Annotated in this window: 23 protein-coding genes; 5 read left to right on the top strand and 18 right to left on the bottom strand. The window is 37.2% G+C overall.

The window, feature by feature from the left end; translation table 11 throughout:
- Positions 1-147: 147 nt before the first annotated feature.
- A complete protein-coding gene (locus tag IGL17_RS00490; protein WP_016618556.1) occupies positions 148-1,164 on the bottom strand; it encodes an NADP-dependent oxidoreductase in 1,017 nt (338 codons plus the stop codon).
- A gap of 179 nt (positions 1,165-1,343) precedes the next feature.
- On the opposite strand from IGL17_RS00490, the gene IGL17_RS00485 reads away from it, so the two are divergent.
- Both IGL17_RS00485 and IGL17_RS00480 read left to right on the top strand, forming a co-directional pair.
- Positions 1,344-1,679, top strand: coding sequence for an ArsR/SmtB family transcription factor (locus tag IGL17_RS00485; protein WP_002359261.1), 336 nt, complete (start codon positions 1,344-1,346; stop codon positions 1,677-1,679).
- On the top strand, positions 1,676-2,356 hold the full coding sequence (locus tag IGL17_RS00480; RefSeq protein ID WP_016618555.1) for a type 1 glutamine amidotransferase domain-containing protein: 681 nt from the start codon (positions 1,676-1,678) through the stop codon (positions 2,354-2,356). Before IGL17_RS00485 ends, IGL17_RS00480 begins: the two co-directional genes overlap by 4 nt.
- Before the next feature lie 130 nt (positions 2,357-2,486).
- Here the strand turns inward: IGL17_RS00480 and IGL17_RS00475 are convergent, their stop codons facing one another.
- The 8 genes from IGL17_RS00475 to IGL17_RS00440 all read right to left on the bottom strand — a co-directional run bounded on the left by IGL17_RS00475 (position 2,487) and on the right by IGL17_RS00440 (position 10,922).
- Positions 2,487-3,290, bottom strand: coding sequence for a hypothetical protein (locus IGL17_RS00475; protein ID WP_016618554.1), 804 nt, complete (start codon positions 3,288-3,290; stop codon positions 2,487-2,489).
- Positions 3,283-4,086 (bottom strand): ParB N-terminal domain-containing protein, encoded by an 804-nt coding sequence (locus IGL17_RS00470; protein WP_016618553.1) that lies wholly within the window; start codon positions 4,084-4,086, stop codon positions 3,283-3,285. The genes IGL17_RS00475 and IGL17_RS00470 overlap by 8 nt, the downstream gene beginning before the upstream one ends.
- A 497-nt stretch (positions 4,087-4,583) precedes the next feature.
- On the bottom strand, positions 4,584-6,035 hold the full coding sequence (locus tag IGL17_RS00465; protein WP_002383451.1) for a YfcC family protein: 1,452 nt from the start codon (positions 6,033-6,035) through the stop codon (positions 4,584-4,586).
- Positions 6,036-6,082: 47 nt separating this feature from the next.
- Positions 6,083-6,775 (bottom strand): Crp/Fnr family transcriptional regulator, encoded by a 693-nt coding sequence (locus tag IGL17_RS00460; protein ID WP_002363490.1) that lies wholly within the window; start codon positions 6,773-6,775, stop codon positions 6,083-6,085.
- Between the two features lie 24 nt (positions 6,776-6,799).
- The gene (gene arcC, locus IGL17_RS00455; protein WP_002356132.1) at positions 6,800-7,732 is read right to left on the bottom strand and encodes a carbamate kinase; all 933 of its coding nucleotides are present in this window, start codon (positions 7,730-7,732) and stop codon (positions 6,800-6,802) included.
- Positions 7,733-7,837: 105 nt separating this feature from the next.
- Positions 7,838-8,860, bottom strand: a complete 1,023-nt coding sequence (gene argF / locus IGL17_RS00450; RefSeq protein WP_160747730.1) for an ornithine carbamoyltransferase — start codon at positions 8,858-8,860, stop codon at positions 7,838-7,840.
- Positions 8,861-8,885: 25 nt separating this feature from the next.
- Positions 8,886-10,112, bottom strand: a complete 1,227-nt coding sequence (gene arcA / locus IGL17_RS00445; protein ID WP_002356129.1) for an arginine deiminase — start codon at positions 10,110-10,112, stop codon at positions 8,886-8,888.
- A gap of 297 nt (positions 10,113-10,409) precedes the next feature.
- Entirely contained in the window at positions 10,410-10,922 is a 513-nt protein-coding gene (locus IGL17_RS00440) for an arginine repressor (protein WP_016618550.1), read from the bottom strand.
- Positions 10,923-11,140: 218 nt separating this feature from the next.
- Here IGL17_RS00440 and IGL17_RS00435 point away from each other — a divergent pair, with 218 nt between their 5' ends.
- A complete protein-coding gene (locus IGL17_RS00435) occupies positions 11,141-11,620 on the top strand; it encodes an arginine repressor (RefSeq protein ID WP_002356125.1) in 480 nt (159 codons plus the stop codon).
- A gap of 129 nt (positions 11,621-11,749) precedes the next feature.
- Positions 11,750-12,700, top strand: coding sequence for an alpha/beta hydrolase (locus tag IGL17_RS00430; protein WP_016618549.1), 951 nt, complete (start codon positions 11,750-11,752; stop codon positions 12,698-12,700).
- 36 nt (positions 12,701-12,736) lie between these two features.
- On the opposite strand, the gene serS is transcribed toward IGL17_RS00430, so the two are convergent.
- The 4 genes from serS to IGL17_RS00410 are packed head-to-tail and all read right to left on the bottom strand — an operon-like array spanning position 12,737 to position 16,731.
- On the bottom strand, positions 12,737-14,008 hold the full coding sequence (serS, locus tag IGL17_RS00425; protein ID WP_010775481.1) for a serine--tRNA ligase: 1,272 nt from the start codon (positions 14,006-14,008) through the stop codon (positions 12,737-12,739).
- Positions 14,009-14,034: 26 nt separating this feature from the next.
- On the bottom strand, positions 14,035-14,928 hold the full coding sequence (gene sdaAA / locus IGL17_RS00420) for an L-serine ammonia-lyase, iron-sulfur-dependent, subunit alpha (RefSeq protein ID WP_002356122.1): 894 nt from the start codon (positions 14,926-14,928) through the stop codon (positions 14,035-14,037).
- Positions 14,929-14,942: 14 nt separating this feature from the next.
- Positions 14,943-15,638 (bottom strand): L-serine ammonia-lyase, iron-sulfur-dependent subunit beta, encoded by a 696-nt coding sequence (gene sdaAB, locus IGL17_RS00415; RefSeq protein ID WP_002387470.1) that lies wholly within the window; start codon positions 15,636-15,638, stop codon positions 14,943-14,945.
- Complete coding sequence (locus IGL17_RS00410; RefSeq protein WP_438839729.1) at positions 15,625-16,731, bottom strand: PTS sugar transporter subunit IIC; 1,107 nt, start codon at positions 16,729-16,731, stop codon at positions 15,625-15,627. The genes sdaAB and IGL17_RS00410 overlap by 14 nt, the downstream gene beginning before the upstream one ends.
- Before the next feature lie 316 nt (positions 16,732-17,047).
- Between IGL17_RS00410 and IGL17_RS00405 the strand changes: the two genes are divergently transcribed.
- On the top strand, positions 17,048-17,668 hold the full coding sequence (locus tag IGL17_RS00405; RefSeq protein WP_002383467.1) for a helix-turn-helix transcriptional regulator: 621 nt from the start codon (positions 17,048-17,050) through the stop codon (positions 17,666-17,668).
- Positions 17,669-17,726: 58 nt separating this feature from the next.
- Here IGL17_RS00405 and IGL17_RS00400 read toward each other — a convergent pair whose 3' ends face one another.
- The 5 genes from IGL17_RS00400 to IGL17_RS00380 all read right to left on the bottom strand — a co-directional run bounded on the left by IGL17_RS00400 (position 17,727) and on the right by IGL17_RS00380 (position 24,687).
- Positions 17,727-18,512: a lipoprotein gene (locus IGL17_RS00400; RefSeq protein ID WP_010713639.1), complete on the bottom strand. Its 786-nt coding sequence runs from the start codon at positions 18,510-18,512 to the stop codon at positions 17,727-17,729.
- 155 nt (positions 18,513-18,667) lie between these two features.
- On the bottom strand, positions 18,668-19,429 hold the full coding sequence (locus IGL17_RS00395; protein ID WP_033624284.1) for a formate/nitrite transporter family protein: 762 nt from the start codon (positions 19,427-19,429) through the stop codon (positions 18,668-18,670).
- Positions 19,430-19,605: 176 nt separating this feature from the next.
- Positions 19,606-22,602, bottom strand: a complete 2,997-nt coding sequence (locus IGL17_RS00390; protein ID WP_438760272.1) for an LPXTG cell wall anchor domain-containing protein — start codon at positions 22,600-22,602, stop codon at positions 19,606-19,608.
- Positions 22,599-22,838, bottom strand: coding sequence for a hypothetical protein (locus tag IGL17_RS00385; protein WP_002356115.1), 240 nt, complete (start codon positions 22,836-22,838; stop codon positions 22,599-22,601). Before IGL17_RS00385 ends, IGL17_RS00390 begins: the two co-directional genes overlap by 4 nt.
- A 343-nt stretch (positions 22,839-23,181) precedes the next feature.
- Positions 23,182-24,687, bottom strand: a complete 1,506-nt coding sequence (locus IGL17_RS00380; RefSeq protein ID WP_010707948.1) for a helix-turn-helix domain-containing protein — start codon at positions 24,685-24,687, stop codon at positions 23,182-23,184.
- Between the last annotated feature and the right edge of the window lie 5 nt (positions 24,688-24,692).

Below are 24,692 nucleotides of genomic sequence, written 5' to 3'. Positions count from 1 at the left end.
CGAATTTGCAAAATAGAAACTGGAAAAATGAGGATTTTCTATAAAAATCTTTTCCCGCCTAAAATCACTTTCGTTAGGCGGCGTTTAAATGTAAATTTTGAGACATGCAAGAAAAACAGGCCTATTTTTCTTGCATGTCTCCTTTATTTAGTCGTGATTAACATCGGCGATTTTCACAACAATTTTCCCTTGCGCTCGTCCTGTCAATGAATAATCCACCGCTTCTTGAATTTGGCTAAAAGGAACGACTCGGTCAATTATCGGCTGTAATTTCCCCTGTTCAATGAACTCAGTGAGTAAAGCTAATTGCTCGCCATCTGGACGCATAAACAAAAAATGATAACTAACATCTGTGGCTTGCTCCAATCGATGAATCTTGCGGGTAGCTATTTTAAAGGCCCATTGTTTCCAAAGCGGCAAGCCATACTCTTTAGCAAAACGTTCGTTGGGAATGCCTGACAATGTAACGACTTTTCCCTGAGGTTTAACCACTGAGAAAGCTTTTTCTAAGATTGTACCGCCCATTGTATCAAACACATAATCGTAGTCGGATAAAACTTCTTCAAAATTTTGTGTCCGATAGTCAATCACTTCATCTGCTCCCAACGCTTGAACCCATTCTTTATTTTTACTACTCGTTGTGGTGGCAACGTAAGCGCCCGCTAGTTTTGCTAATTGAATCGCAATGGTTCCAATCCCTCCTGAACCTGCTTGAATCAGGACTTTCTGGCCTGGCTGTACATTCATAATATCATGTAGCGCTTGATAACTTGTCAAACCGACTAACGGAATGGCCGCAGCTTCTTCAAACGTTAAATTTTTCGGCTTCATAGCTACAGCCGCTTGATCCACTGCAATATATTCAGCAAAAGTTCCCACGCGATTTTTGGGTACTCGTCCGTAAACTGCATCGCCCAGCCTAAAATTTTGAACATTTTTTCCAACAGAGACAACAATCCCAGCAAAATCACTGCCTAAAATCAGTGGCATTTGATAATTTAAAAGCATCTTTACTTTGCCATCTTTTGTTTTTAAATCAATCGGGTTGATACTGGCAGCGATAATTTTGACCAAAACATCATTGTCATGAATGGTGGGTAAGGGCACCTCCTCGATTGCTAATTCTTTTTGTCCGTATTTATGAATTAAAGCGGCTTTCATCATTGAATCTTTCCTCTCTTTCTATCCCTTTTATTGGTTTAAAAGTTTAAACCTTTAATCAATTAGTATCTTAACGAAGAATGGGATCCACGTCAAGTTTCAGCCCTTAACGTATTTCATTGACAAAAAACACGAAAAATGGTTTAATCGTTTAAAAATACGAACCAAAGAGGCGAAAAAATATGAAAGAATTAGAAGGAATTCAAACAGAATTTACTGCGCTTAGTGATTTTTTAATCGCATTGGGTGATGAAAAACGCCAAGCAATTATTATTGCACTGCTAGAAGACCAGGCCTGTGTTGGCCGTCGTGTCACTGAGTTAACAGAGGCGACACAACTCTCACGCCCCGCTGTTTCTCACCACTTAAAAATTTTGAAACAAGCCAAATTAATTGATTGTCGCAGTGAAGGAACTAAAAATTATTACTCACTTTCTCACGATACCACCAAAATTGAGCAACTCCAACAACTATTGACCCACATTACGTCGATTATGCCAGGGAGGAAGCAAGCATGAAAAAAATTCTCGTGGTCCTCACAAACGTTTCCCGTTATCACGGCACCGAAGAACCAACGGGCCTCTGGCTAGGTGAAGCCACGGAGTTCGTGGAAGAAGTAACCAAAGCAGGATTTTCAGTTGACTATGTTAGTCCCCAAGGAGGCTATGTCCCTTTGGATCCCCGGAGTATGAAATATGTAGATTCATCCATTATGGCAGTTTATGAAAGTGCTGATTTTCAAGAACGAGCGCTAGCGCATTCCCTCTCTCTTGAAGAAATTGAGCCAGACGAATACGCAGCAATTTACTTTACAGGAGGCCATGGCGTTATGTGGGACTTTCCTGATAATCCTCAGTTGCAAGCAATCACTCGTAGCCTTTACGAACAGGGCAAGTACCTAACTTCTGTTTGTCACGGAATTGCTGGCCTTTTAAATGTCAAAGATGCGTCAGGAAATTATTTGATTGCAGATAAAACCATTACTGGCTTCACTACTGCAGAAGAAATTTTAGCCATGAAAAAAGCAGTTGTTCCTTTCTTAAACGAAACAATTGCCAAAGAACATGGTGCTACTTTTGCGAAAAAGCGTCCCTATAAAGAATTTGCGTATCAAGATGGCCGTATAATCACTGGGCAAAATCCTTTTTCTGTCCGCGCTGTCGCAAGATTGTTAATTCAACAACTATCAACATGAAAAAAATCCCAATATACACCTTAACTTATGATATATTTTTTGTTAGAGAAAATAGATTGAAATATCTACCCTAGTAAATACCTATCTAAGAGATTAGAGCAGCTCTGATCTTTTAGATAGGCTTATTTTCTTATTTTGTTCTAGGATCCACTCGAGTATAATTAATTTCTCCTTTGATTACTGGATAACGTTTTAAATCTAAGTCATACGAAATACGCTTTTTAGAGTTAATTCCTAAATTATGGTGATATGTTTCAATAAATATTTTCAAGATACGTTCCGTTTGTCTAATCCCTAAAATTTTTCTTTCTATCTCTAACTCATTAACTTTTTTAAAAAAAGTCTTATAATCATATATCTTTATACAACATAAATTAAAATATGCCTGAAATAAAGCACCAGAATCTTTTATTTTAGTATCTTTTTTCAATTGTTCATATTCCTCTATAAAAAGAAGAAATTCTTCGTAATTATAAAATTTGAATTTTCCTTCTTTAGTTTGGTTTACTAACTTTTGTGATTTATTCCAAGAACCCATACTTACCGAAATCAATTCAACAAGCGGAATGGCTGGATGTCGATTGATAATTTTCTTCAATCGCTTATATTCTAAATTTCCTGTTTCAGCATGTCTGTTAATAAAATCTAAAACTTTCCATTTCTGAGTGGTATTATTTATAACAACTACATCTGACATTTGTTTATTTATTGTGATGAAATAAGGAACGTCCAGGTTGTGTTTTTTTGCCAACATCAATCTATGTTGCCCATCAATTATTTGCAAATTAGAGTTTACCATGATAGGCATAATAATACTTCCTCTCAGTACAGATTCTTCTAACTTTTTATTTGTAATAATCGAACGATTGGATTCCATAAAACTAAACATATCATAATTTTTCGTCACATAGATTTCGCCAATTACTCTATCCATTGTCTGCCTCCTTGATGATAAAAAAACTCTGTGGAGAAGTAATTACAGGACTACCGTCATTTTTTATCTTATACTTAATCGCCTTAGAAGAATTAACCTTTTCTCCAAAATTATGTGCTTTTATAAAAAATTCTAATACCACTCCTTGATGAGAAATTCCATCGATCTCATACTTTCCTTTCTTTATAATTCCATCAACTAACTGCTTTTCTGAAAATTCTTTTGATATATATAGTTCTAAATATGAAAAAAACGTGTACTGTATACTATTTATGCTCACATACTCACAAAATGATTTGTATTGTTTTAAAAATACAATAAGCTCTGGATAATTATAAAACTTAAATAAACCTCTTCTAGTTAATTCTGGTGCTAATGAACTATACTTTTTATAGCCCATTGCTAATGAAATTAATGAGGTAGGCGGAATCATTCTATACTCTTCTAAAAGCAAGAGTAACTTGCCATATTCTTTATTCCCATCAATATAATACTTATTTATATAGTCTGTAATTACCCACGGTTTTGTAGTTGAGTTAAGTTCAATAACATCCTCTATTTTCAATCCTTCTATCACTATATATGGAATTAATTTTTTATATTTTTTTGCTAATATGTATCTATTTTGACCATTTATTATTTCAAAGTTTTCATTAACAATTAAAGGAACCTGTATACCTTCTTCTCTGATTGAACTTTCTAAGCTTTCTTTTTTTTTAACTATTCTGTTTCCTTTTAAAAAACTGAATTTTTCATATTCATCTGTTTCATAGATTTTCCCAATCGATTCACCCATCTCCGTATTCTCCTTTTAAAAATATTTTTAAACTACTTTTTCAGGTTTATATTACAACGCGCTTCGAATTATTTCAATAATAAATTTAAATAATTACAATTAATAACAAGTAAGGACTCGCGTTTATCTAAAAAAAACATCTTTCTAAAAAAAACTTTTTTATACCAATGATTATTTTGTTTAAAATAACTAAAAAATTCTGCTCTAATTTTTTAACCTCCTTAAAATAACATGTAATATTTAAGTTTTTTAACCATACAAATAAAAATTTTTTCAAATTCATTACTTTCAGGTATATGTTTAGGAGCTCCATATTTATCAAGTACAAAATAACTATTTGGATTGAGTTGATTATACAAGTAACCAAAAAACTATCATTTATGTTATTTTCCAAAGAAGTACAATGAAACAACAGCGACTACCTAAAAGTAGTCGCTGTTGTTTCATTGCTTCTTCTTTTTTCCGAAAGCCGAAGCCCTAACATAAAAAATTTTTGATTAGCTAAAGAGTAACATCGCGCCAATTAAGATAATTAGGTTAATTAAGCCTAAGACAATCATTGGTTTGGCCATGAATTTTGTCCAAGTGGCATATTGAACTTTGGAAATTTCCAAACCACCCATTACGACACCAGATGTTGGCGTGATCAAATTAATCAAGCCACAACCTGAAGCAAAAATCATAACCATCACTTCTGGACTTAAACCAATGTTTTTAGCTAACGCACCCATTACAGGAATAGAAACGTACGCTAAACCAGAAGTTGAAGGAATTAGGAAAGATAAACCTAAGTATAAAACAAAGGCACCGATGACAAATAAAACTGGGGAGAGTCCTTGTAATAAGCCTGCCGCTTTATCAAGGATAAATGAATCTAAATACGTTTTAGACATCAAAACAGATGCCCCGCGAGCAACTACAATGATTAAAACAACGGATAACATATCTTTGGCACCGTCGATAAATGCTTCAATGGTTTCTTTTTCAGTAAAGCGACCAATCAAGGCAGCAATGATCCCTAAAAGGAAGAACCACATCGCTAAGTCGCCAAAGTACCAGTCACCGAAACTGTTGCCTGTTAAAACAGACGTCCAGCCTTTGAAAATCGTCACTCCAAAGTCGTTCCATGGAATTAAGGAAACAATCATAACGACAAAACAGAAAGCGAATACCATTAAGATTTTTTTATGACGATTCGTAAATGGCATTTCTTTCGACGCTGCTTGTCCATACGTTTTTTCCATATCCTCTTGTTCTTGTAAAGATAAAATTGTTGAACCTTTGTCAGCCTTCACTTTTTTCGCATAACGCATCACAATGAAAATAGAATAGCTGGTAGAGGCCGCCCACAAAATAGCACCGACAATTAAAATAATTCCTGTATTCGGCTGAATGCCAATACCTCGCAACGCATCCATCGCTACCCCTGTGGAGAAAGGGTTAACCGTTGAACCGATAACACCTGATCCTGCACCCAATAGCACAGTACCCACTGCGACAAACGTATCAAAACCAGCGGCGACCATGGTGGCACTCAATAAACCATAAAAAGGAATTGTTTCTTCTGCCATTCCATAAGTCGAACCACCAATAGAAAATAAAATCATTAAAATCGGAATGATTTTCAATTCGTTCCCTTTTAACTTTTTAACGACTGATTGAATCCCTGCTTCAAGAGCCCCAGTTTGCGTCACAATATTTAAAAAGCCACCGAGTACTAAAATAAAAATATTAATTTCAATGGCATCTTTAAACCCATTGAATGGAGCCATGATAATATCCGATAATTTGGCCCCTACCACGTGATCAACCATTTTGCCATCAATTTCTCTTGGGGTAAATGGCTGGCCATTTAGCAAGACCGTTACGATACCTAAAACAATTAAAATAATAAATAAAATACTAAAAGACGAAAGCTGTTTTTTGTTTTTCTTCTTTTTTTCTGCCATATCCTTTTATACAGGAACCTACTTTCCTGTATCTCCCTTCTCTATGATTAATTACTCAATCGATCAATAAAGAATGGCGTATCTAGAAAAGTTAAGAATTTATGACTGTAGCTAATACGGTTCATTTGGACTAATTTTTTCATAACACTGCTTGCTGTTTCCCGCGTGGTTCCACTCATTCGTGCAATGTCATTAATGGTAATTGGACAAGCAATTGCAACGCGTTCCCTGTTGTCAATTCGTTCTCCTAAATCATTTAATAACATCGCCAGTGATGTCACAATCCGTTCACATGCATCATTGGTTGTTCCTTTTTGGATTTTGATCATACTTTCTTTTAAAAGGACCGATTGTTCTTGAATCCAATGAATCAATTGCTGGGGATTATTTTGGAGAAAACGCTCAAACAGTTTAACTGGCACAAACACAACCTCAATATCCGTATAGGCAATCGCGGAGTCGTAATGAACCTCATCTTGAAACAGTCCGATTCTCGGAAAAAGAGCCTGCTTTTTCATAAAATGCAGATAGGAAAAATTACCACTGCGATCATTTTTTTCAATTTTAATGACACCCGAAACCAATAAAATCAAATGATTTCTCGGATCACCTGGATAAAAAAGGACTTGGCCTTTTTTATAGGAGCGAACGAAACTCTCGTTGCGCAATTCTGTTAGTTCTGATTCAGAAAAGTATTGAAAATCTTGATTATTTTTAGTGATTATTTTCTCTATCATCATCTTAATTCTCCTAAATACTATACTTTATTTTGTCACAACCGTTCCTACGATTTCATCGCCGCTCATACTTCCTAAGTTTTCCAAAGAAGTGATAATTGCTTGTTTATTGGGTTGGCTTTCTACAAACTGAATGGCGGCTTCAATTTTCGGTAACATACTACCTGGTGCAAAATGACCCGCTTGTTTGTATTCTTCCAACTCTGCTACAGTGACATTGGTTAATTGTTTTTCATCTGGTTTGCCATAATTAATACACACATAATCCACGCCAGTTAAAATAACTAGTGCATCCGCATCCACTAATTCTGCCAGTTTTTCAGAAGCAAAATCTTTATCGATTACTGCTTCGACACCTTTTAATTCTTGTCCTACGACAGGGATGCCACCACCACCACATGAAATGGTAATTATATCATTTTTTATTAAGGTATTAATAGTCTCAGCCTCGTGGATGTCAATTGGCTTAGGACTTGGAACGACTTTGCGCCAGCCACGTCCTGCATCTTCTTTAAAAATAGCACCTGCTTGCATTGCTTCTTTGGCTTCAGCTTCTGTTAAAAATGGACCGATCGGTTTTGTTGGATTTTTGAATGCCTCATCTGCTGGATCTACGACCACCTGTGTTAAAACAGTAGCCACTTGTTTCTTGATTCCTGCTTTGTTTAATTCTTGATTAAGCGCATTGGACAACCAGTAGCCGATACTTCCTTGTGTCATAGCAACACACGTATCTAGCGGCATCGCTGGATTTTTTTCAGAATCAGCTGCTTGTTGTTGCAATAATAGATTACCGACTTGTGGACCATTGCCATGTGAAACAATCAACCGATGCCCTTGTTTAATTAAATGAACTAAATAGGCAGATGTTTGAACTAATGCTTGCTGTTGTGCGTGTGCGCTAGCATCATTTGAAAGGATGGCATTTCCGCCTAGTGCAACGACCATTTTTTTCCCCATTACAAATCCTTCTTTCCTATCATAATAAAGAATAGGCCGCCCTTCAAAAGAATCTCTTAAAGGGCGAAACGACTATTCTTTTTTCAATGTTTTTTCAGTTGCTTCCTACACACGAGGAATGAATAAGTTGCCTAAAGTAGCTGCCATGATCGCTTTAATAGAATGCATTCTGTTTTCTGCTTCTTCAAATTGACGACCATATTTACTGCGGAAGACTTCATCCGTGATTTCCATTTCAGTAATGCCGAATTTTTCAGCAACCATTTCTCCGTATTGTGTTTTCGTATCATGAAAGGCTGGTAAACAGTGTAATACGATTAAATCGCCATCCATGTTTTCGGTTTTTTCTAACATAGCCATATTAATTTGATAAGGTTTCAACAGATTGACACGTTCTTCAAATTTATCTTCTTCACCCATGGACACCCAAACGTCTGTATATAACACGTTGGCTCCTTTAACACCTTTAGCAACGTCGTCTGTAATCATTAATTCTGCACCAGATTCTTTCGCAAATTCTTTTGCATAATTAACGACTTCATCAGAAGGGAACAATTCTTTTGGTGCACAAATGCGAACATTTACGCCTAAAATAGCACCTGTCACTAACAAGCTGTTTGCCATGTTGTTACGGCCATCGCCGACATATACTAAAGTGATTCCTTCTAAACGACCAAAGTTTTCTTTCACTGTCATAAAGTCCGCAATCATTTGTGTTGGGTGCCATTGATCCGTTAAACCATTCCAAACAGGAACACCAGAATATTTCGCTAAATCTTCCACTACTTCTTGACTAAACCCACGGAACTCAATCCCGTCAAACATACTACCTAAAACAATCGCTGTATCTTCAACAGATTCTTTTTTACCTAATTGAATATCGTTGGCGCCTAAATACTCAGGATGTGCCCCTAAATCAATCGCTGCTGTCGTGAATGCAGAGCGTGTCCGTGTCGAAGTTTTTTCAAATAAAAGAGCGATATTTTTTCCTTCTAAATAGTGATGTGGAATCCCTTTTTTCTTCAATTCTTTTAAGTGAATACTGAAGTCTACCAAATACTCTAATTCTGCTCTTGTAAAATCTTTTTCTGCTAATAAACTACGTCCTTGAAATACTGAATTCATGATGATTCCTCCTATTTTTGGGTGTTTTTTAAAGATCTTCACGGTAAAGTGGCATACTCATACAACGAGGGCCACCACGGCCACGTACTAGTTCACTTCCTGGAATGTAATTCAATTTCACGCCTGCTTCTTCTAGCGCTTTATTCGTAATCGTATTCCGATCATAAACAACAACTTCCCCAGGGGCAATTGCTAATGTATTTGAACCGTCGTTCCATTGTTCACGGGCTGCTGCGGTTAAATTTCCAGCACCGCAACGGATTAATTGAACATTGTCTAAATGCAAGTATTTGCATAAAATGTTATCTAATGTATCTTTTTCTTTTGTAATTTGGATGTCTCCATCTGCTTTTTCAGTGATCGAGTAAACAACCAAACCACCTTCGATTTCTGGATGAATCGTAAATTTATCATAGTCAATCATGGTAAAAACGGTATCTAAATGCATGAATTTACGATGTTCACCGATATCAAAAGCCAAGATATTTTTAAACCCTAATTTTTGTTCAAAAATATTTCTCGCAATTTTTTCAATTGACGCGGCATCCGTTCTTTGAGAAATCCCAATGGCCACTACTTCTTTTGAAAGAATTAATTCATCGCCACCTTCAATTCTGGTTGATTCTGAACGATCATAGACTCTAGGAACCTCTTTTCCAGCAAAACGAGGATGATAATCAAAAATGTATTGCCCAAAAATGGTTTCCCGTTGTCGAGTTACTGAATACATATGATTTAAAGAAATCCCGTGCCCCATTGTCGCAAAGTTATCACGCGTGAAGTATAAGTTAGGCATTGGATCAATAATGAATGGATAATCCGCTTCAACCATATCTGTTAAAAATTCTTGCTCATATTTAGGTAATTCTTGTTTTTGAATGCCAGCAATCGCTTTTTGAATAAGTTCTTCGTTGTCGTCAATTTCTAACATTAACTCTCTAACTTTTTCTTTTGCTGATTCGCTGCGAATATTGGCTTCTTCTAAGAATTGGTCAATAAATTGTCGGCGGACCTCTTCATTAATCAACGCTTCAGCAGCTAAGTCCTCTAAATAGACCACTTCGATATCTTTTGATCGTAACAACTCTGCAAATGCATCATGTTCTGCTTGTGCTTTTTCTAAAAACGGAATATCATCAAACAACAATCTCTCCAGATAATCTGGCATTAAATTTTCTAATTCCTTACCTGGACGATGTAACATCACTGTTTTCAATTTCCCGATTTCAGAAAATACATTAATTGGATGACTCATGTGAAATAACCTCCTCAACTTAATTACAAACACAGAATAACAGACCTGATTAACCTAGGACGTGAGCCATTTGCCAAACAAAATACCAAATATACAACGGTATTCTTTCTTATGCATATTTTCAACCTAAAAGAATGCGCTTTCATAGATATTCTAAAAAAATAATGCATAATTAAATAAAAAAAAATGCATTTATTCAAAAAAAAATTATTTCTCCATACACATAATAAAGTTATAATCTTATAGAGGTAAAAGGAAGGGAGCCAGAAGTCAAAACGACTTCTGGCTCCCTTCCTTTTATGCGTTACTTTTTGACAAAGGTGTTGGCTGAATAAATTGTTGAAAATACTGCTCTAGTTCTTGTGCTTTTTCCTCGGATGATGAAACAATAATAACAGTGTCGAAGCCAGCGACAGAACATTTCTTTTCACACAAAGACACTTCATCAAGTACAGCTGAAAACAATGTTGCGTTGTCTGGTAATGTATGAACCACTAGTAAAAAGGCGACACGTTCAACCTTGGTCACTACCTCACGAATTGCTTGTATCAACTGTTCTTTTTTTCGTTCTTCTAAAGAAGTGAATTGTTCAAAAATCGTTAAACGGATCTCGCCAGAATCATCTAATGCTTTGACGACTTTTAATTCCCATAAATCCCGTGAAATCGTTGCTTGTGCGACATTTATCTCGCGCTTTTTTAATTCTCTTAACAACTCATTTTGACTATGAATTACAGTTGTTTGAATGATTTCTTTAATCAAACTTTGGCGTGTTTGCTTATTCACAAATAACACCCTTCCTCCAGACATTTACAAAGCAATACTAGCAGAATCTCTCTAATTAGAATAGAAAAAGGGTCGTTTAGCTAAAAGGTTCTCATTGATTTTGTCGGATATTTCGCATTCAAAAAAGTGAGACTTGCACAATTTAGTAAAACGTTGTACAGTGATTTTAGGGAATTACTGGCACCGTTTTAAATAACAGCAATGATGTTTTTTTGCATGATTAACTGAACTGGAGGAAAGTAATGAACCGATTAAAACGCCAAACGATGATTAAGCGATTGGTCACAGAAAATGAAATCCATACACAAAGTGAATTACTAGCATTATTGGAAAAAGAAAATATTCACACCACACAAGCAACTATTTCTCGTGACATTCGTGAGCTGAATTTAAACAAAGTAGACAATGGTCAAGGAGAAGCCTATTATCGTATCTTGAATAATTCTGCCCTTCGTCCAAAATATAAAACAGATGAAGAACGTCTTGTTGACATTATTATTGAAACTGGTGTTTCTTTAACACAAATAGAGTTCACAAATCTTTTAACCGTCTTACCTGGCAACGGGCAAGCCATTGGGGTTTTAATTGATCGCATACGTATCCACAACCCTCATATCTTGGGCTGCATCGCTGGGGATGATACCATCTTAATTCTTTCAAAAAATAAAGAAGATGCCCTTGAAGTTAACAACTATTTCCAGCAGTATTTGTACCACCCATAATTCATCACTTAGTAAAATCGACTATTTTTTGACATCATTGCTATTTTATTAAAGATAAATAAAAGAAGGCGTCTCAGTGAAAGCTGAGGCGTTTTCTCATGAATTTTTCTTTTGAACACCGTCTTTTTTTTGTATAATAATCAAAAAGCAAAGAAAGGGTTTCTTATGACTGAACAATTCATACTCACTTCAAACGATCAACAAACTCAGCTCAATGTACGTCATTGGCCCTGTCCTTCACCCAAAGCCGTAGTTCAATTGATTCACGGCATGGCAGAGCATATCCAACGTTATGATGAATTTGCTCGTTTTTTAAATCAATTAGGGTTTGCCGTAATTGGGCATGATCATCTAGGTCATGGCGAATCTGTACAACCAAGCGCACCGATCTATGGTTTTTTTGGAGAACAAGGGCCTGAAAATGTCGTTACAGATATTCATCAAGTGAAACAATGGGCTATGAATCACTATCCACAATTGCCCTATTTTATGATGGGTCACAGCATGGGGTCTTTCGCCTTGCGCAACTATCTGCAAGACTATCCTGTGACTATGCAAGGAGTCATTTTCATGGGCACTGGAACAAGTCCGTTACCTTTAACCGCCGCATTGCCTTTTATTAAAAAAATGGCCGAGAAACAGCCGAAAAAACCAGCTCCGTTCATTGATAAGCTGGCATTTGGTTCTTTTAGCAAAAAATTTCCTGAAGCAAGTTCCTTTAATTGGCTTTCTAAAAATCAAGCCAATGTGGCTGACTATGAAAATGACCCATTAATGGGCTTCGTATTTACCAACAATGGTTTTGCTACCCTTTTTTCACTTGTTAAACGAGCAAATCAAAGGAATTGGTACCAAGCGATCCCAAAAGAATTGCCTATTTTAATCATTAGTGGCGCTGAAGACCCAGTTGGTGATTTCAGCAAGGGGCCAGCGAAAATTCAAAAGCAATTAAAGCATGCAGGTTTTCAGCACGTGACGTTACGACTATTTCCCACATTGCGTCATGAAATTTTATTAGAAATGGAAAAAGCAACAGTTTTTCAAGAAATTGGGCATTGGTTAACGGATTTAACGAATTAAAAAAGAAGGTTGATGTCACAACATCAACCTTCTTTTTTAATCTATTTTCGTTAAACCGCCCATATAAGGACGTAGAACTTCTGGAATCGTTACGGTGCCATCTTCATTTTGATAATTTTCCAAAATGGCCGCCACTGTTCGACCAACAGCAAGTCCTGACCCATTAAGAGTATGGGCATATTGAACTTGACCCGTTTTATCACGATAACGAATCAACGCCCGACGTGCTTGGAAGTCTTCACAGTTTGAACAAGAACTAATTTCTCGGTACGTTTTCTGTGCCGGAATCCAAACTTCTAAATCATAGGTTTTCGCTGCCGAGAAGCCCATGTCACCTGTCGAAAGAGTAATCACTCGATAAGGGAGGCCCAATTTTTCTAAAATGTCTCCAGCATTGTTGGTCATTTTTTCTAATTCTTCATAGGAGTGTTCTGCATCACTAAATTTAACCATTTCTACTTTATGGAACTGGTGTAAACGAATTAATCCTCGGGTATCACGGCCTGCGCTACCCGCTTCCGAACGAAAAGAAGGACTTAAAGCAGTAAAATAAATCGGTAACTCTTGCGCCTCTAAAATTTCATTATTATAGTAGTTAGTTAATGGGACTTCCGCTGTGGGGATCAGCGTCAAATCACTTTCTGCAACTTGGAAAACATCTTCTTTGAACTTAGGAAACTGACCGGTGCCAAACATTGCTTTGCTATTGACCAAATAAGGAGGAATCACCTCGGTATAACCATGTTCATTAACATGTTGATCTAACATAAAATTATAGACCGCTCGTTCTAAACGAGCCCCTAAGCCTTTGTAATAAAGAAAACGGCTACCAGATACTTTCGCGCCTCTTTCAAAATCTAAAATTCCTAAGGCTTCACCGATTTCCCAATGTGGTTTCGGTTCAAATGAAAAAGTTTTCGGCGTACTCCACCGCCGAACTTCTACGTTGGCGGCTTCATCTGCGCCAACAGGCACGCTCCCATGAGGTAAGTTAGGCAGACGTTCTGCAATGGCTGTGCATTGTTCTTGCAAATGAACAACTTCTTGGTCTAAAACTTTAATTTGCTCGCTAACTTCTTGCATATTTAGCAATTGTTGTGAAGCATCTTTTTGTGCACGCTTTAATTGTGCAATTTCTCCTGATACCTGATTACGGTGTTTTTTCAGTTCTTCAACTTTAACAAGTAACGCTCTCCGTTCTTCATCTAAAGCCAAAAAGCGTAATAAAACTTCCTCGTCCACACCACGTGTTTTTAACTTTTTCTGTACCACTTCTACATTTTGGCGAATTTTTTTCATATCCAGCATCTTATTTCCCTCTTCATGATTAAATTTTAAACAATGGTGAATTTTACTTTTTCAAAAATTTCATTCTTCATTCGTTGGCCAGTCGCTGTGCCAGCTAAGCCACCTAAACCCGTTTCTCTCAATTCTCGTGGTAATTGACGGCCGACTTTATTCATGGCTTCCACCACTTCATCTGCTGGTATTTTATTTACAATTCCAGCTAAAGCCATATCTGCAGCGATTAACGCATTGCCTGCACCTACTGTATTTCGTTTGACACAAGGAATTTCGACTAACCCAGCCACTGGGTCACAAACTAAACCTAATAAATTCCCTAAAGCCATAGCAAAAGCTTCAGAAGATTGGCGTGGTGTTCCGCCAGCCGCTTCAACAGCTGCAGCGGCGGCCATCGCTGAAGCACTGCCTACTTCGGCTTGACATCCACCAACAGCACCAGCAATCATCGCATTGTTGGCTGTGACCATTCCAAATAAAGAACTGGTAAATAAGAAACGAATTTGTTGATCACGCGTTAAATTCAAGGTATTTTTAATCGCTGTTAAAACCCCTGGTAAGGTGCCACTTGCACCAGCGGTTGGCGTTGCGCAAACAACGCCCATTGCTGCATTGACTTCATTAGTACCTAGTGCGGCTTGAACTGCAGACATCATTAAATCACCTGATAACGTTTTGCCAGCTGCGCGGTATTTTTTTAAACGTGCCGCATCACCGCCCGTTAACCCAGTAGGAGAAAAAACGCCTGCTCCTTCTTGCGAGCGTTTGACAGCAGCATCCATGACATCCAAATTTTGACCCATCTGTGTCCAAATTTCTTCATAGCTTTTTTGGCTACGCTCCATTTCTTGCTCAATCATCAAATCAGAGATTTTTTTTCCTGTTTTTTCAGCTTTATCGATAAATTCTTCAATCGAAAGGTACATATGTCAAACTCCTATCATAATAAGATTATTTTCGATGTGTCATCTAGTGAAAACAGTTGTTCTTTCACCGAGGAAATTGGTGCCGAATCTAAGTCAAAGATGAATAAAATTTGATTCCCTTCCACATAACGAGACACCGCATTCACTTGAATATTATTTTTTTGTAACGTATCTTTAAAAGCTTGCATCGCCTGCTCTTCTTGATTAATGACTAACAAAATAGGTAAAGGACCATGTAGTTGTACATTGAAACCGTCTAATTCAATGTATTTCACCTCGATAGTACCGCCACCTACAGAAATTCCTGTTAAATGGATTTCGTGCGTTGCATCACTGAGTGTCACACATGCTGTATTAGCATGCTTCACTGGACTTTCTTCACTCATTTCTAAAAATTGAATCTCGATTCCTTGTTCTTCCGCAAGTTCAATGGATTGTGTTACGTTGGCATCATCTGCTGCTAGTCCAAGAATTCCACCAATAATTGCAAAATCAGTCCCATGTCCTTTATGCGTGTCTGCAAAAGATTCATAGTATTTAATCACAATTTTTTCTGGCGTTCCGCCGAATAACTTTCTTGCCGCTAAGCCAATTGCTAAGGCCCCAGCTGTATGCGAACTAGAAGGACCAATCATAATAGGACCGATAATGTCAAAACAACTTTTGTAGTTCATTACTTTGTTCACTTTTTTAGGTTTATTGATGGCCATAGCTGTGTTCATACGTAACTCCTCCTTTGGTTTTTACTGCTTCTTTTTCTTTTTCACTGGTTACTTCCGTCGTTCCTTCAAATTCTGGTGTATTATCCACCGCTTCAATTCTGTAACGTTTAAAGACCAGCGCACCTAAAAATCCAAACATCAGACTGACCACTGTGATAATCGCTACTGCTAGTAAAGTCGTTTGAATGGCATTGTTACCTAATGTCACAAGTAAACCAGCCCACGGTGTTGCCATTCCTGTCACAGGTACTTTTAAGCCAAAGAAAGTCACTACAATACCACTAACCATTCCTGAAAATAAATTCGTTGCGTAAATAGGTATTGGATTGGAGCTGATGATATCGACTTGTGTTAATGGCTCAATTGCCACAGCTAACGGAGTTGAAGCTGTGCCTAGTTTTAACTTTTTAAATAGCGCCGCATTGACAATGGAACTGCCGTAACAAGTCAACGCACCGACAGCCATTGGTACACCAGTCAAACCAATCAAGGCAGTTAAAACCATTGAACTTAACGGTGTCATACCAACAATCGGGATAATAGCACCTAAAATTGCGCCCATCACATATGGATTGCCATCTACTGCACTTAAAATCGTGCCCCCAATAACTTCTAGGACACCTAATACAACGGGTTGAATAAAACCAGCAACTAACGAAGCAGCGACTGGAATGACTAAAATAACGACTAATAAGTCAATCCCTTCTGGAATACGTTTTTGCATCTGCTCAACAACAAAAGATAAAAGATACGCGGTAATAAAAGCTGGTAACAAGCTGACTTTAATCAATGACAGACCTAAAATAATTGAAAAAACTGGACTAATCCCGAAAGCCAGCGGCACAAGAGCTCCAGCTGCTAAACCACCTAGACTACCCATAGTTTCACCAATTTGCGACACATAATCTAAATGAAAAACGCCGCCTACTGCATACCGCAAAAATGCCTCTGGTAGAAAGGTGGCACAAGCTGCACCAGACAAAGCACTTAAAGATTTTTTCCCTCGCGGTGCTTTAAAAGAGAATAGGGACATGCCACATAAAACTAAGACTAACATCAAGATTCCTGATGACGTTTTCATTTCTTTGCCTCCAACTATATTTTTTTATAACGGATGGTACTCCTGAATAAAATTTTTATTGCTCAACAAGTGAAAGAATGAGCGAACATTTCGATGAACTAAAGTACAATGAGTAACAAAAATTTCATTCCACATTCAGAGTATACGACTAAACAAAAGTTTAGTCAATGTATTTTTTTAACGTAAAGAATCTTATTGCTTTTCCATTAAAAAAGTATTACACTAAAATTAATTTCAGTGTAGGGGAGGATATCACTTGGAGTCATATTTACGTTTAAGTGAAGTAGATAAACAAATCTTACATTCACATGCCTTAATGCTTGATGGATTAGGGAACTTCTTTGGTAGTACCCATGAAGTCATTCTTCATAGTTTAGAAAATTTGGAAAGTTCAGCTATCAAAGTCATCAATGGCCATTTCAGTAACCGCAAGGAAGGTGCCCCCATTACTGATATGGCGTTAAAAATGTTAAGTCAAGTAGAGTCGGAACATGATTACGCTGTGAAACCCTACTACAATAAAAATCAAAAAGGGGTTATTTTAAAATCTTCCACCATTCCAGTTATCGGTGAAAATGATCGTATTATTGGATTGATCTGTATCAATATGCATTTAGAAATGCCATTAATTGATTACTTGCAAGACTTATTACCTTCAGGACAACAAAATGATATGTCCCAAGAGCTTAAAAATTCTGAACATTTTTCTGACAATATTGACGAATTAATCACTACTTCACTGACAAAAGTAAAACAAGCAGTAGAAAGCGATCCAAATGTATCACATTTGAATCAAAATAAAGAAATTGTTATTCGTTTATATGATCAAGGAATTTTTAATCTCAAAGATTCTGTCATAAAGATTGCCGATCGATTAGGTATTTCAAAAAATACCATCTATTTACATATCCGCAATCATAAAAAAGAAGAAGCTTAAAACATCAAAGCCACCAACGCTAACTAGCGTTGGTGGCTTTGATCACTTCTCTTCTATTTTAATTTGGTAAATCAAACAAGTAAGGTGTCCCTATTTCTCCATTTAACGTAACATCTAAGCGATTTTTTGTGCCGGGAACTAAATTACTGGCTGTGAAATTCCCTTGGGCATCCGCAGTAAAACTTGCTAAAATCACCCGCGCATCATCTGCACGTGACACTAAAATAGTTGCATTCGGTGCTGTTTTACCAGAAATTGTTCCTTGTTTCGGATCAATCGTAATATTGCTAAAAGAAAGCGCTGCTTCTTGTCCTGAACTTGGAATGTCAATTTGGACAGGTGCACTATTCCGTTGATCAACGGTTGCGATTAATTGAGTAGTCGCTCCCGCTCTGGGACTAATTACTGTAAAATTGCCATTGGCATCCGCATAAAAAACACCTGCTTGTGCAGAAGCATCACCGACTACCGTTGCTGTAATGGTTGCATTAGGTAATGTAGTACCATTAATTTCATTTCTTTCAGGATTGAAAACAACATTGGTAATTGTAATGTTTGTATCAGGTGCTTGGTTTTGAGGGACTTCATTCGTTCCATCAGTTCCTGCAGAAGGCTGCGTGGCATTTTCTGACGGATTTTCCCCTGTCACATTAGAATTTTGACCCGTGACAGACGAATGACTACTTTTCATTTCTTGTTGACTAGAGGATTTCTGCGTGGCTTTCTTTGTTTCTTGCTTTGGCTTAGAATCATTTGTGCTTGCTGTTTTTTTGTTTCCACATCCTGCTAGACTTAAAGACAATACACTGAACGTTAACATACTGAACAAAGCAATTTTTTTCATTTTTCGTTACCTCCAGAAATCTTTTTGTAACATTAATGTAACATTGTTTTAAAAATCTAGCAATAATTTTTCAACCGTTTTCCTTTTTGTTTAAAAAGAAAAAACCTGCACAAAGGCATTTAGCCTTTGTGTAGGTTTTTATCTGCTAAATGGATTTAATGTTTGCGATAGCTTAAATAGTAAAAGCCAGAAACAAAAATGGCACCACCAATGATATTACCTAAATAAACAAAAATAAAATTACGGAAAAAATCCCCCCACTGAACGCCGCCTTCAAAAATTGCGGCTGGAATGATGAATGCATTCGCCACACTATGCTGAAAGCCAATTGCAACAAAAATCATTACTGGAAACCAGATGCCTAATAGTTTCCCCGCTGCATCTTTCGCACCATAACAAATCCATAAGGCCAGACCTACGAACCAGTTACAGCCAATACCTGAAATAATTGCTTGAAGCCAAGTTGCTGCAACTTTATGTTCTGCAAGAGAAAGAACCTGATTTAAATAGGCGCCGCTACTGGTTAAACCTAAATAATGGCCAAAAAAATAGGCAACAAATAGGGCGCCAACCATATTTGCCAATGTAATTGTGACCCAGTTCACGAGTAATTCTCTGAAAGAGACCTTTTTAGCAAACCAAGCCGTACTCACCGCCATCATATTTCCTGTGATTAACTCACCACCAGCCATTAAAATAACAATTAGACCAATTGGGAAAACCGCAGCTCCCACTAAAGCTTGAACACTGGCTAAATCTGCTGGAATAGAGGCGGAAACACGCACATAAGCTAAATAGCCGAGGGAAATCATAGCCCCGCCGATAAATCCTAAAATGAGTTTTGCTACCAAAGGCTTTTGAATTTTTTTCTGACCATTTTCAATACTAATACTTAAAATTTCATCTGGTGTATACAAACATTTCACTTCCTTTGTTTTTTGTCCTCCTTTACTTTACCCTTATATCACAGAAATTCAAGTACTTTTGTGTATTTTTTCACTAAAAACTGTAGTTCTTTTAATTTTATATGAAAACATCCTGAAACAAGTCCTATTTCTTGTTTCAGGATGTTTACTTATCCGTTTTTAAAGAGTTATCTTTTCACTTTAAAACAATAGGTTGCTGCAGTTAACGATAACAAGCTCAGGCCTAGGAAGCTCCCAACTGCTGAAGATTGTTCCCCTGTTTTGGGGAATTTTTTCTTGGCAATTTTGGTCGTATTATCCGCTTTTTTGACTGTTCCTGACGATTCTTGATTCGTCTGTATCTGTTTAGTTGCTTGGTTTTCTGCTACTGATTCATTTGTTTGACTAGCCTTGGCAGAGGGCTTGGAATTACTTTGAGCGTCATTAGGATCTTGATTAGACTCTACCGCGTAAATGACAGAATTCTGGCCTTTGTTTTGGCTGCTTTCGTTTACAGTGCTTGGGGTGCTACTCTCACTTGTACTGTTGGTTGCGCTGGTCGTACTTGAAGCACTACTTTCGCTGGTACTACTTGTTTTACTGGTTGTACTTGGTGTGTTGCTTTCATTTGTATTGCTTGTTTCACTTGTCGTACTTGAGGTGCTGCTTTCACTTGTATTACTGGTTTCGCTGGTTGTGCTTGGCGTGCTGCTTTCACTCGTACTACTGCTCTCACTTGGCGTGCTGCTTTCGCTGGTACTACTGCTTTCACTTGTCGTGCTTGAGGTGCTGCTTTCGCTGGTATTACTGGTTTCGCTGGTTGTGCTTGGCGTGCTGCTTTCGCTGGTACTACTGCTTTCATTTGTCGTGCTTGGCGTGCTGCTTTCGCTGGTATTACTGGTTTCACTGGTTGTGCTTGAGGTACTGTTTTCGCTTGTGTTACTAGTTGTCTCTGTTGATTTTTCAACTAACAGAAGTAACGCCGTTTTTATGGTTTGTGTTAATTGGTTAATACGCTTTTGTGCATCTACGGGCGTTTTAAAGCCACCAAGTGTTGGCTCTAATAATTCTTCATCTGACCAAGCAAGCAGTTGTTGTAACTGCTTAGAGCTTCCTTCGCCAGTTGTTGTATCTATTAAGGCTTTTTGCATGGCTTGCCAAGAGTCTTTGGTATATACAGATTCGTCTAATTTATGAACGCTTGCAAGTTCATTTTCTGCTTCTGTACGCTCTAGCGTGATATCGGCTTTTTTGACTAATACTTTCATTGCAGATTGCAAATTACTTGTTAACTGATCCACTTGCTCTTGGGTTTTGTCCTGACTCTCCTGACCTTCTGCTAACAATTGTGTCGCCTGCTGATAATAGGAAGGAACAATTGTTTTAGGCCCAATGGCAGTGAATAGCTGCCAAGAGTAAACTGTATATTGGTTTGCTTCACCAATCGAAGCATAAACGGTTTGTAGCTGGGACAAATCAAGCTTTTTTGCCGGAGCCTCTACCGTCACCGGTACGTTCACTGTTACCAATGAACCTGTTTCATAAGTTAATTGAACAGTCACTTTTTGTTGGCCGATTTCATTTAAGACCTCTGGATTGACGATTTTAGCGGCTGGGACTGCTTCATCCGCGTCATTTGTATTAGCAACCAGTTGCTGCGGATCGATTGATTGTCCTTGCACAATCGTTGTAGCCACAGGGGTTGCTAAAGTATTTCTAACCGGAATTGGCGTATTTTTATATTGCTCGTAAAGTGTTGGTGAAATTAATGATTCCCATGTTGCTGGCATTAAGCGATAGTCCGCCTCTGTCCAATTTTCTACCAATAATTGGCCGTTTTTAAGGCCATCATCTCGAGTATTGTCTTTCACAAAACTCGTTTCTGGTCGGAAACCACCGCCACTAGCGATTAACAATTCCCGACGTCGATTTTGCGGAATATTATGGTAGTTAACAAACTGATTGTTGATAAATACGCCATTGAACACATTGTTATTTCCTGTATGTCGATTGTATTCCATCCCAATTGCATATTGATTGTCCCAATACTTCCAATCAAAAATGTTATTAGCCACTAGCCAGTTGGATAATTCTGAAATAGCTCCCTCTGCTTGCGTTTCTGCCAAACCAATCTCTGGTGTTCCATACATAATGAGGCCTGTATTTCGCAAATAATTATTCATAATCGTAATATTACGACCTGATTTAAACTTAAATCCGCCAGCTGGACCATTTTGTAGTCCACGTAAGTGATTCCCCACCACCGTGATATTTTGGGCACCACGGAAATAAATCGCATGATCTCCCACTAGACCATTCAAGTTTTCATTATCATAGGTTGAATAGAAAAAATTATGTTGGACAGTTACATCCTTCAGCATATTAAAAGAATTAACCCCGGTGGATAGATAATTTTGTTCATTAGGTACTGAAATAGCACCGGCTTCAATGGCTGTTTGCAAACGTGTAATAGTCGCTGCTAAGTCTGAACGACTGGTACTTTTAATCGCATCTAATTCTGTCACTTTTAACCCAAATAAATTGTCCACGATGTCTACATCTGACATATACTGGAAGCGACTTGGCGTTGAATAGCCACCAATATAAATCGCTCGGTTAAAATCAATTCCTGGCTGCATATGTGCTGTGTCTCGCATAAAAATATTACCTGAAATTTTAACGCCAATATCTGCATTTAAATTGACTACGAATCCTTTTAAGGGATTATAAAAAATATTGTTTGCTAGCGTTAATTGATTCGTCAATTTCAAGGTCACATTGATGCCGTCAAAAGCAATATTCTGAAGTCGTACATTGGTTTTCGTTCCGTATGTGGTGTCTGTCAGCTGAATCGGTGTACCTGTAACGTTATGTAAAATAGTGGCTCCTGTTGTATCGCCAATTAATTGATAATTTGAAGAAATCACAATATCTTTTGACAGAGCATAACTTCCCTGTGGTAAAAATAATGCCCGTCCTTCCCTTGCTGTCTGACTCAGCAACGTCTGTAACTTCTCTGTTTGATCCTCTGTGCTATTAGGCACCATCGCTTGCGCACCAAAAATCGTTGTATCTGTTGCGTTAACTGGTTCAACCGCTTCAGTCACCATTGGTAGACCCACCACTGTCAATAAACCAAATAGAAGAATGAGCATTGTTTTCTTCATGTGTTTCCCACTTTTCATTCCGTTACTTCCAACGGCTTATTTTGTAAAAGTTGATACAGCGTAATAACACGACTGTCTTCGTATGCATAAATTTTTTTAAATTTTGGATTCATATGTAAGATACTTGTTACCTTTAACAAGTTTTGATTTGTGACTTCTAATTCTAAAGCCTCAACCAATTCCTTTAAGCGAACACCGGCACTATTTTCTTCACAACTTAAAATTTCTTCAATTTGTTCCATTCGTTTTTTCATCTCATCCCGCCTTCCTTCCCTTGCTCTTTCTATTATATAGAAAAATTCTTGTGAGAACCCTCAATATTTTTTAACTGACTGTTAAAAAAAGTAGTAGTTCCTTTGCTATCAATAGCTAACCATCTATTATTTACGATAAAAAAAGCAAAAAAAGTACCTTTTTGACATAATTTTCAGACGAATTGACGCAGTATTTATTAAAAAACAACGAGAAAACGTCAATAAGTAGGTAATCAACACCTACTTATTGACGTTTTCTTCTTGTCTTTTTTTACTTTTTAGAAAAATTTTTTTACAATTTATCGGACATATGCATCAAAAAAGCCCATTTTTTGATTTTTTATTAAAGTGACGTGGTTCTTTTCTCGTTAATTTTTACTATTTTTTGGTTCAAACGATTATATTGCTCAAACGTTAACTCACTTGAAAGTAAAAAGATCTCTGGATGGCCCGTTTCTACATCTGCCAAAGAAGTCACTAATAGTAAATCAATATTTTGCCATTCTTCTTTGCTTGCTTCACTGTATCGTAAAACTTCCAATGCATAAAACCGACGAAAATTATTTTCAATCGAAAGTTTCACCCGTTCTTCTTCCAGTACTGGCAAGCCTGATTTTAACCCTAAAACAATTTTTTGTTCACGATGAATTAAATCATTAGAAAGCGCCAAAACACTAGAATAACGCAAAGCCAAAAATTCTTTATTTGTAAATAATTCATTGCCTGTTTGTTCGTAAAGTTGATTTAAGCCTTGGCTTAATTCTTCTAAAAGAACCGGATATTTTTCTTTGACTTTATTCCAAAAGACATTATACATTTTCACATTTTGGACATAGTAAAGTTCGGCAAATAAATGTGTAGCAAACAAATAATAAAAAATTTGCGGACGAATTTTTTCCAATTGCGGCGTCATTTGTATTTCTTCTAATAAGAAATGTTGGACTAAATGAGTCAACATATAAACAGGCGCTTCAGACTCATCAAAATGCGCTAAAATTGCTTGTGCAGTGGCTTCATCTTGATAAAATTGGTCATTGGCTAACAAGAAAAAGTACACAAAAGTTAAATCGTTTTTGTTAAGGAAAAGGGTTGTAGCTGTCATCTCTTCTATAAAGGCTTGGTAATGTTTATTACCTTCTAAATAAGTTTCTTGCTCGGCTGAAGGTCGATATTCGGCGCCTTGCGCACTACGGACTTTTGAGATAGCGACCATATATTTAACTCGGCGTATCACCGTTTCCGCAACTTCTACGTTGAAAAAAGCCATCATTTTTTGGACAGTTTGTGCGACTTCCGTTTCTTGTATATAGTCAAAAGGCCACGTATCACGGATTAAGTCCATAAAAATAGTGTAAGCAAAATGGCGCAAATACGCTTCATTGCCTTCAATTTTCCAAGTACTTTTATTAATTACTAAACCCAATGGTGCTAAAATTTCTGTAAACCCTTTGAGCAAGCGCCGAATCGTGGCATCACTGGTATGATATTTTGCTGTCGCTGGCACAATCCCATTAAATCGACCCCAGAATAAATCTTCCATTACTTGATAAGTTAAACTATCCCGAAAAATTGCTGTATAAAGTTTCTGGAACGCTTGGCTAGACGCCAAGTTCAAGCGATAACCATGCCCCTTTTCAAAAGCCAAAGAAGCATCATTATCCACAGCATAATACGTAATGTCATCTTTTAGAAGCTCTACGTATTTTTTGACTGATTTTTTGTTTAATTGTAATTCTTCTGCTAACTCATTGATGTCAATCCAGCCTTCATTAATTGGCAAGTTTCTTAAAATAATAATTTTAGAAACGACATCTGTATCGAATATATCAACATATTCATCCCATTTCACTGTTC

Source organism: Enterococcus sp. AZ088 (assembly GCF_051714845.1).
Lineage (GTDB): Bacteria > Bacillota > Bacilli > Lactobacillales > Enterococcaceae > Enterococcus > Enterococcus faecalis.
The sequence above is the reverse complement of the archived record's forward strand: the minus strand, read 5'-3'. Positions and strand labels throughout refer to the sequence as shown.

Bases quoted from the DNA above. Each gene is read 5' to 3' on its own strand.
- IGL17_RS00405 (WP_002383467.1), top strand. From the start codon at position 17,048: ATGCTTGATGGATTAGGGAACTTCTTTGGTAGTACCCATGAAGTCATT.
- IGL17_RS00465 (WP_002383451.1), bottom strand. From the start codon at position 6,035: ATGGCAGAAAAAAAGAAGAAAAACAAAAAACAGCTTTCGTCTTTTAGT.
- sdaAA (WP_002356122.1), bottom strand. From the start codon at position 14,928: ATGTACCTTTCGATTGAAGAATTTATCGATAAAGCTGAAAAAACAGGA.
- IGL17_RS00400 (WP_010713639.1), bottom strand. From the start codon at position 18,512: ATGAAAAAAATTGCTTTGTTCAGTATGTTAACGTTCAGTGTATTGTCT.
- IGL17_RS00470 (WP_016618553.1), bottom strand. From the start codon at position 4,086: ATGGGTGAATCGATTGGGAAAATCTATGAAACAGATGAATATGAAAAA.
- IGL17_RS00410 (WP_438839729.1), bottom strand. From the start codon at position 16,731: ATGAAAACGTCATCAGGAATCTTGATGTTAGTCTTAGTTTTATGTGGC.
- IGL17_RS00435 (WP_002356125.1), top strand. From the start codon at position 11,141: ATGAACCGATTAAAACGCCAAACGATGATTAAGCGATTGGTCACAGAA.
- IGL17_RS00475 (WP_016618554.1), bottom strand. From the start codon at position 3,290: ATGGATAGAGTAATTGGCGAAATCTATGTGACGAAAAATTATGATATG.
- IGL17_RS00460 (WP_002363490.1), bottom strand. From the start codon at position 6,775: ATGATGATAGAGAAAATAATCACTAAAAATAATCAAGATTTTCAATAC.
- serS (WP_010775481.1), bottom strand. From the start codon at position 14,008: ATGCTGGATATGAAAAAAATTCGCCAAAATGTAGAAGTGGTACAGAAA.
- IGL17_RS00385 (WP_002356115.1), bottom strand. From the start codon at position 22,838: ATGAAAAAACGAATGGAACAAATTGAAGAAATTTTAAGTTGTGAAGAA.
- IGL17_RS00440 (WP_016618550.1), bottom strand. From the start codon at position 10,922: ATGTCTGGAGGAAGGGTGTTATTTGTGAATAAGCAAACACGCCAAAGT.
- sdaAB (WP_002387470.1), bottom strand. From the start codon at position 15,638: ATGGCCATCAATAAACCTAAAAAAGTGAACAAAGTAATGAACTACAAA.
- IGL17_RS00480 (WP_016618555.1), top strand. From the start codon at position 1,676: ATGAAAAAAATTCTCGTGGTCCTCACAAACGTTTCCCGTTATCACGGC.
- IGL17_RS00390 (WP_438760272.1), bottom strand. From the start codon at position 22,602: ATGAAAAGTGGGAAACACATGAAGAAAACAATGCTCATTCTTCTATTT.
- arcA (WP_002356129.1), bottom strand. From the start codon at position 10,112: ATGAGTCATCCAATTAATGTATTTTCTGAAATCGGGAAATTGAAAACA.
- arcC (WP_002356132.1), bottom strand. From the start codon at position 7,732: ATGGGGAAAAAAATGGTCGTTGCACTAGGCGGAAATGCCATCCTTTCA.
- IGL17_RS00490 (WP_016618556.1), bottom strand. From the start codon at position 1,164: ATGATGAAAGCCGCTTTAATTCATAAATACGGACAAAAAGAATTAGCA.
- IGL17_RS00485 (WP_002359261.1), top strand. From the start codon at position 1,344: ATGAAAGAATTAGAAGGAATTCAAACAGAATTTACTGCGCTTAGTGAT.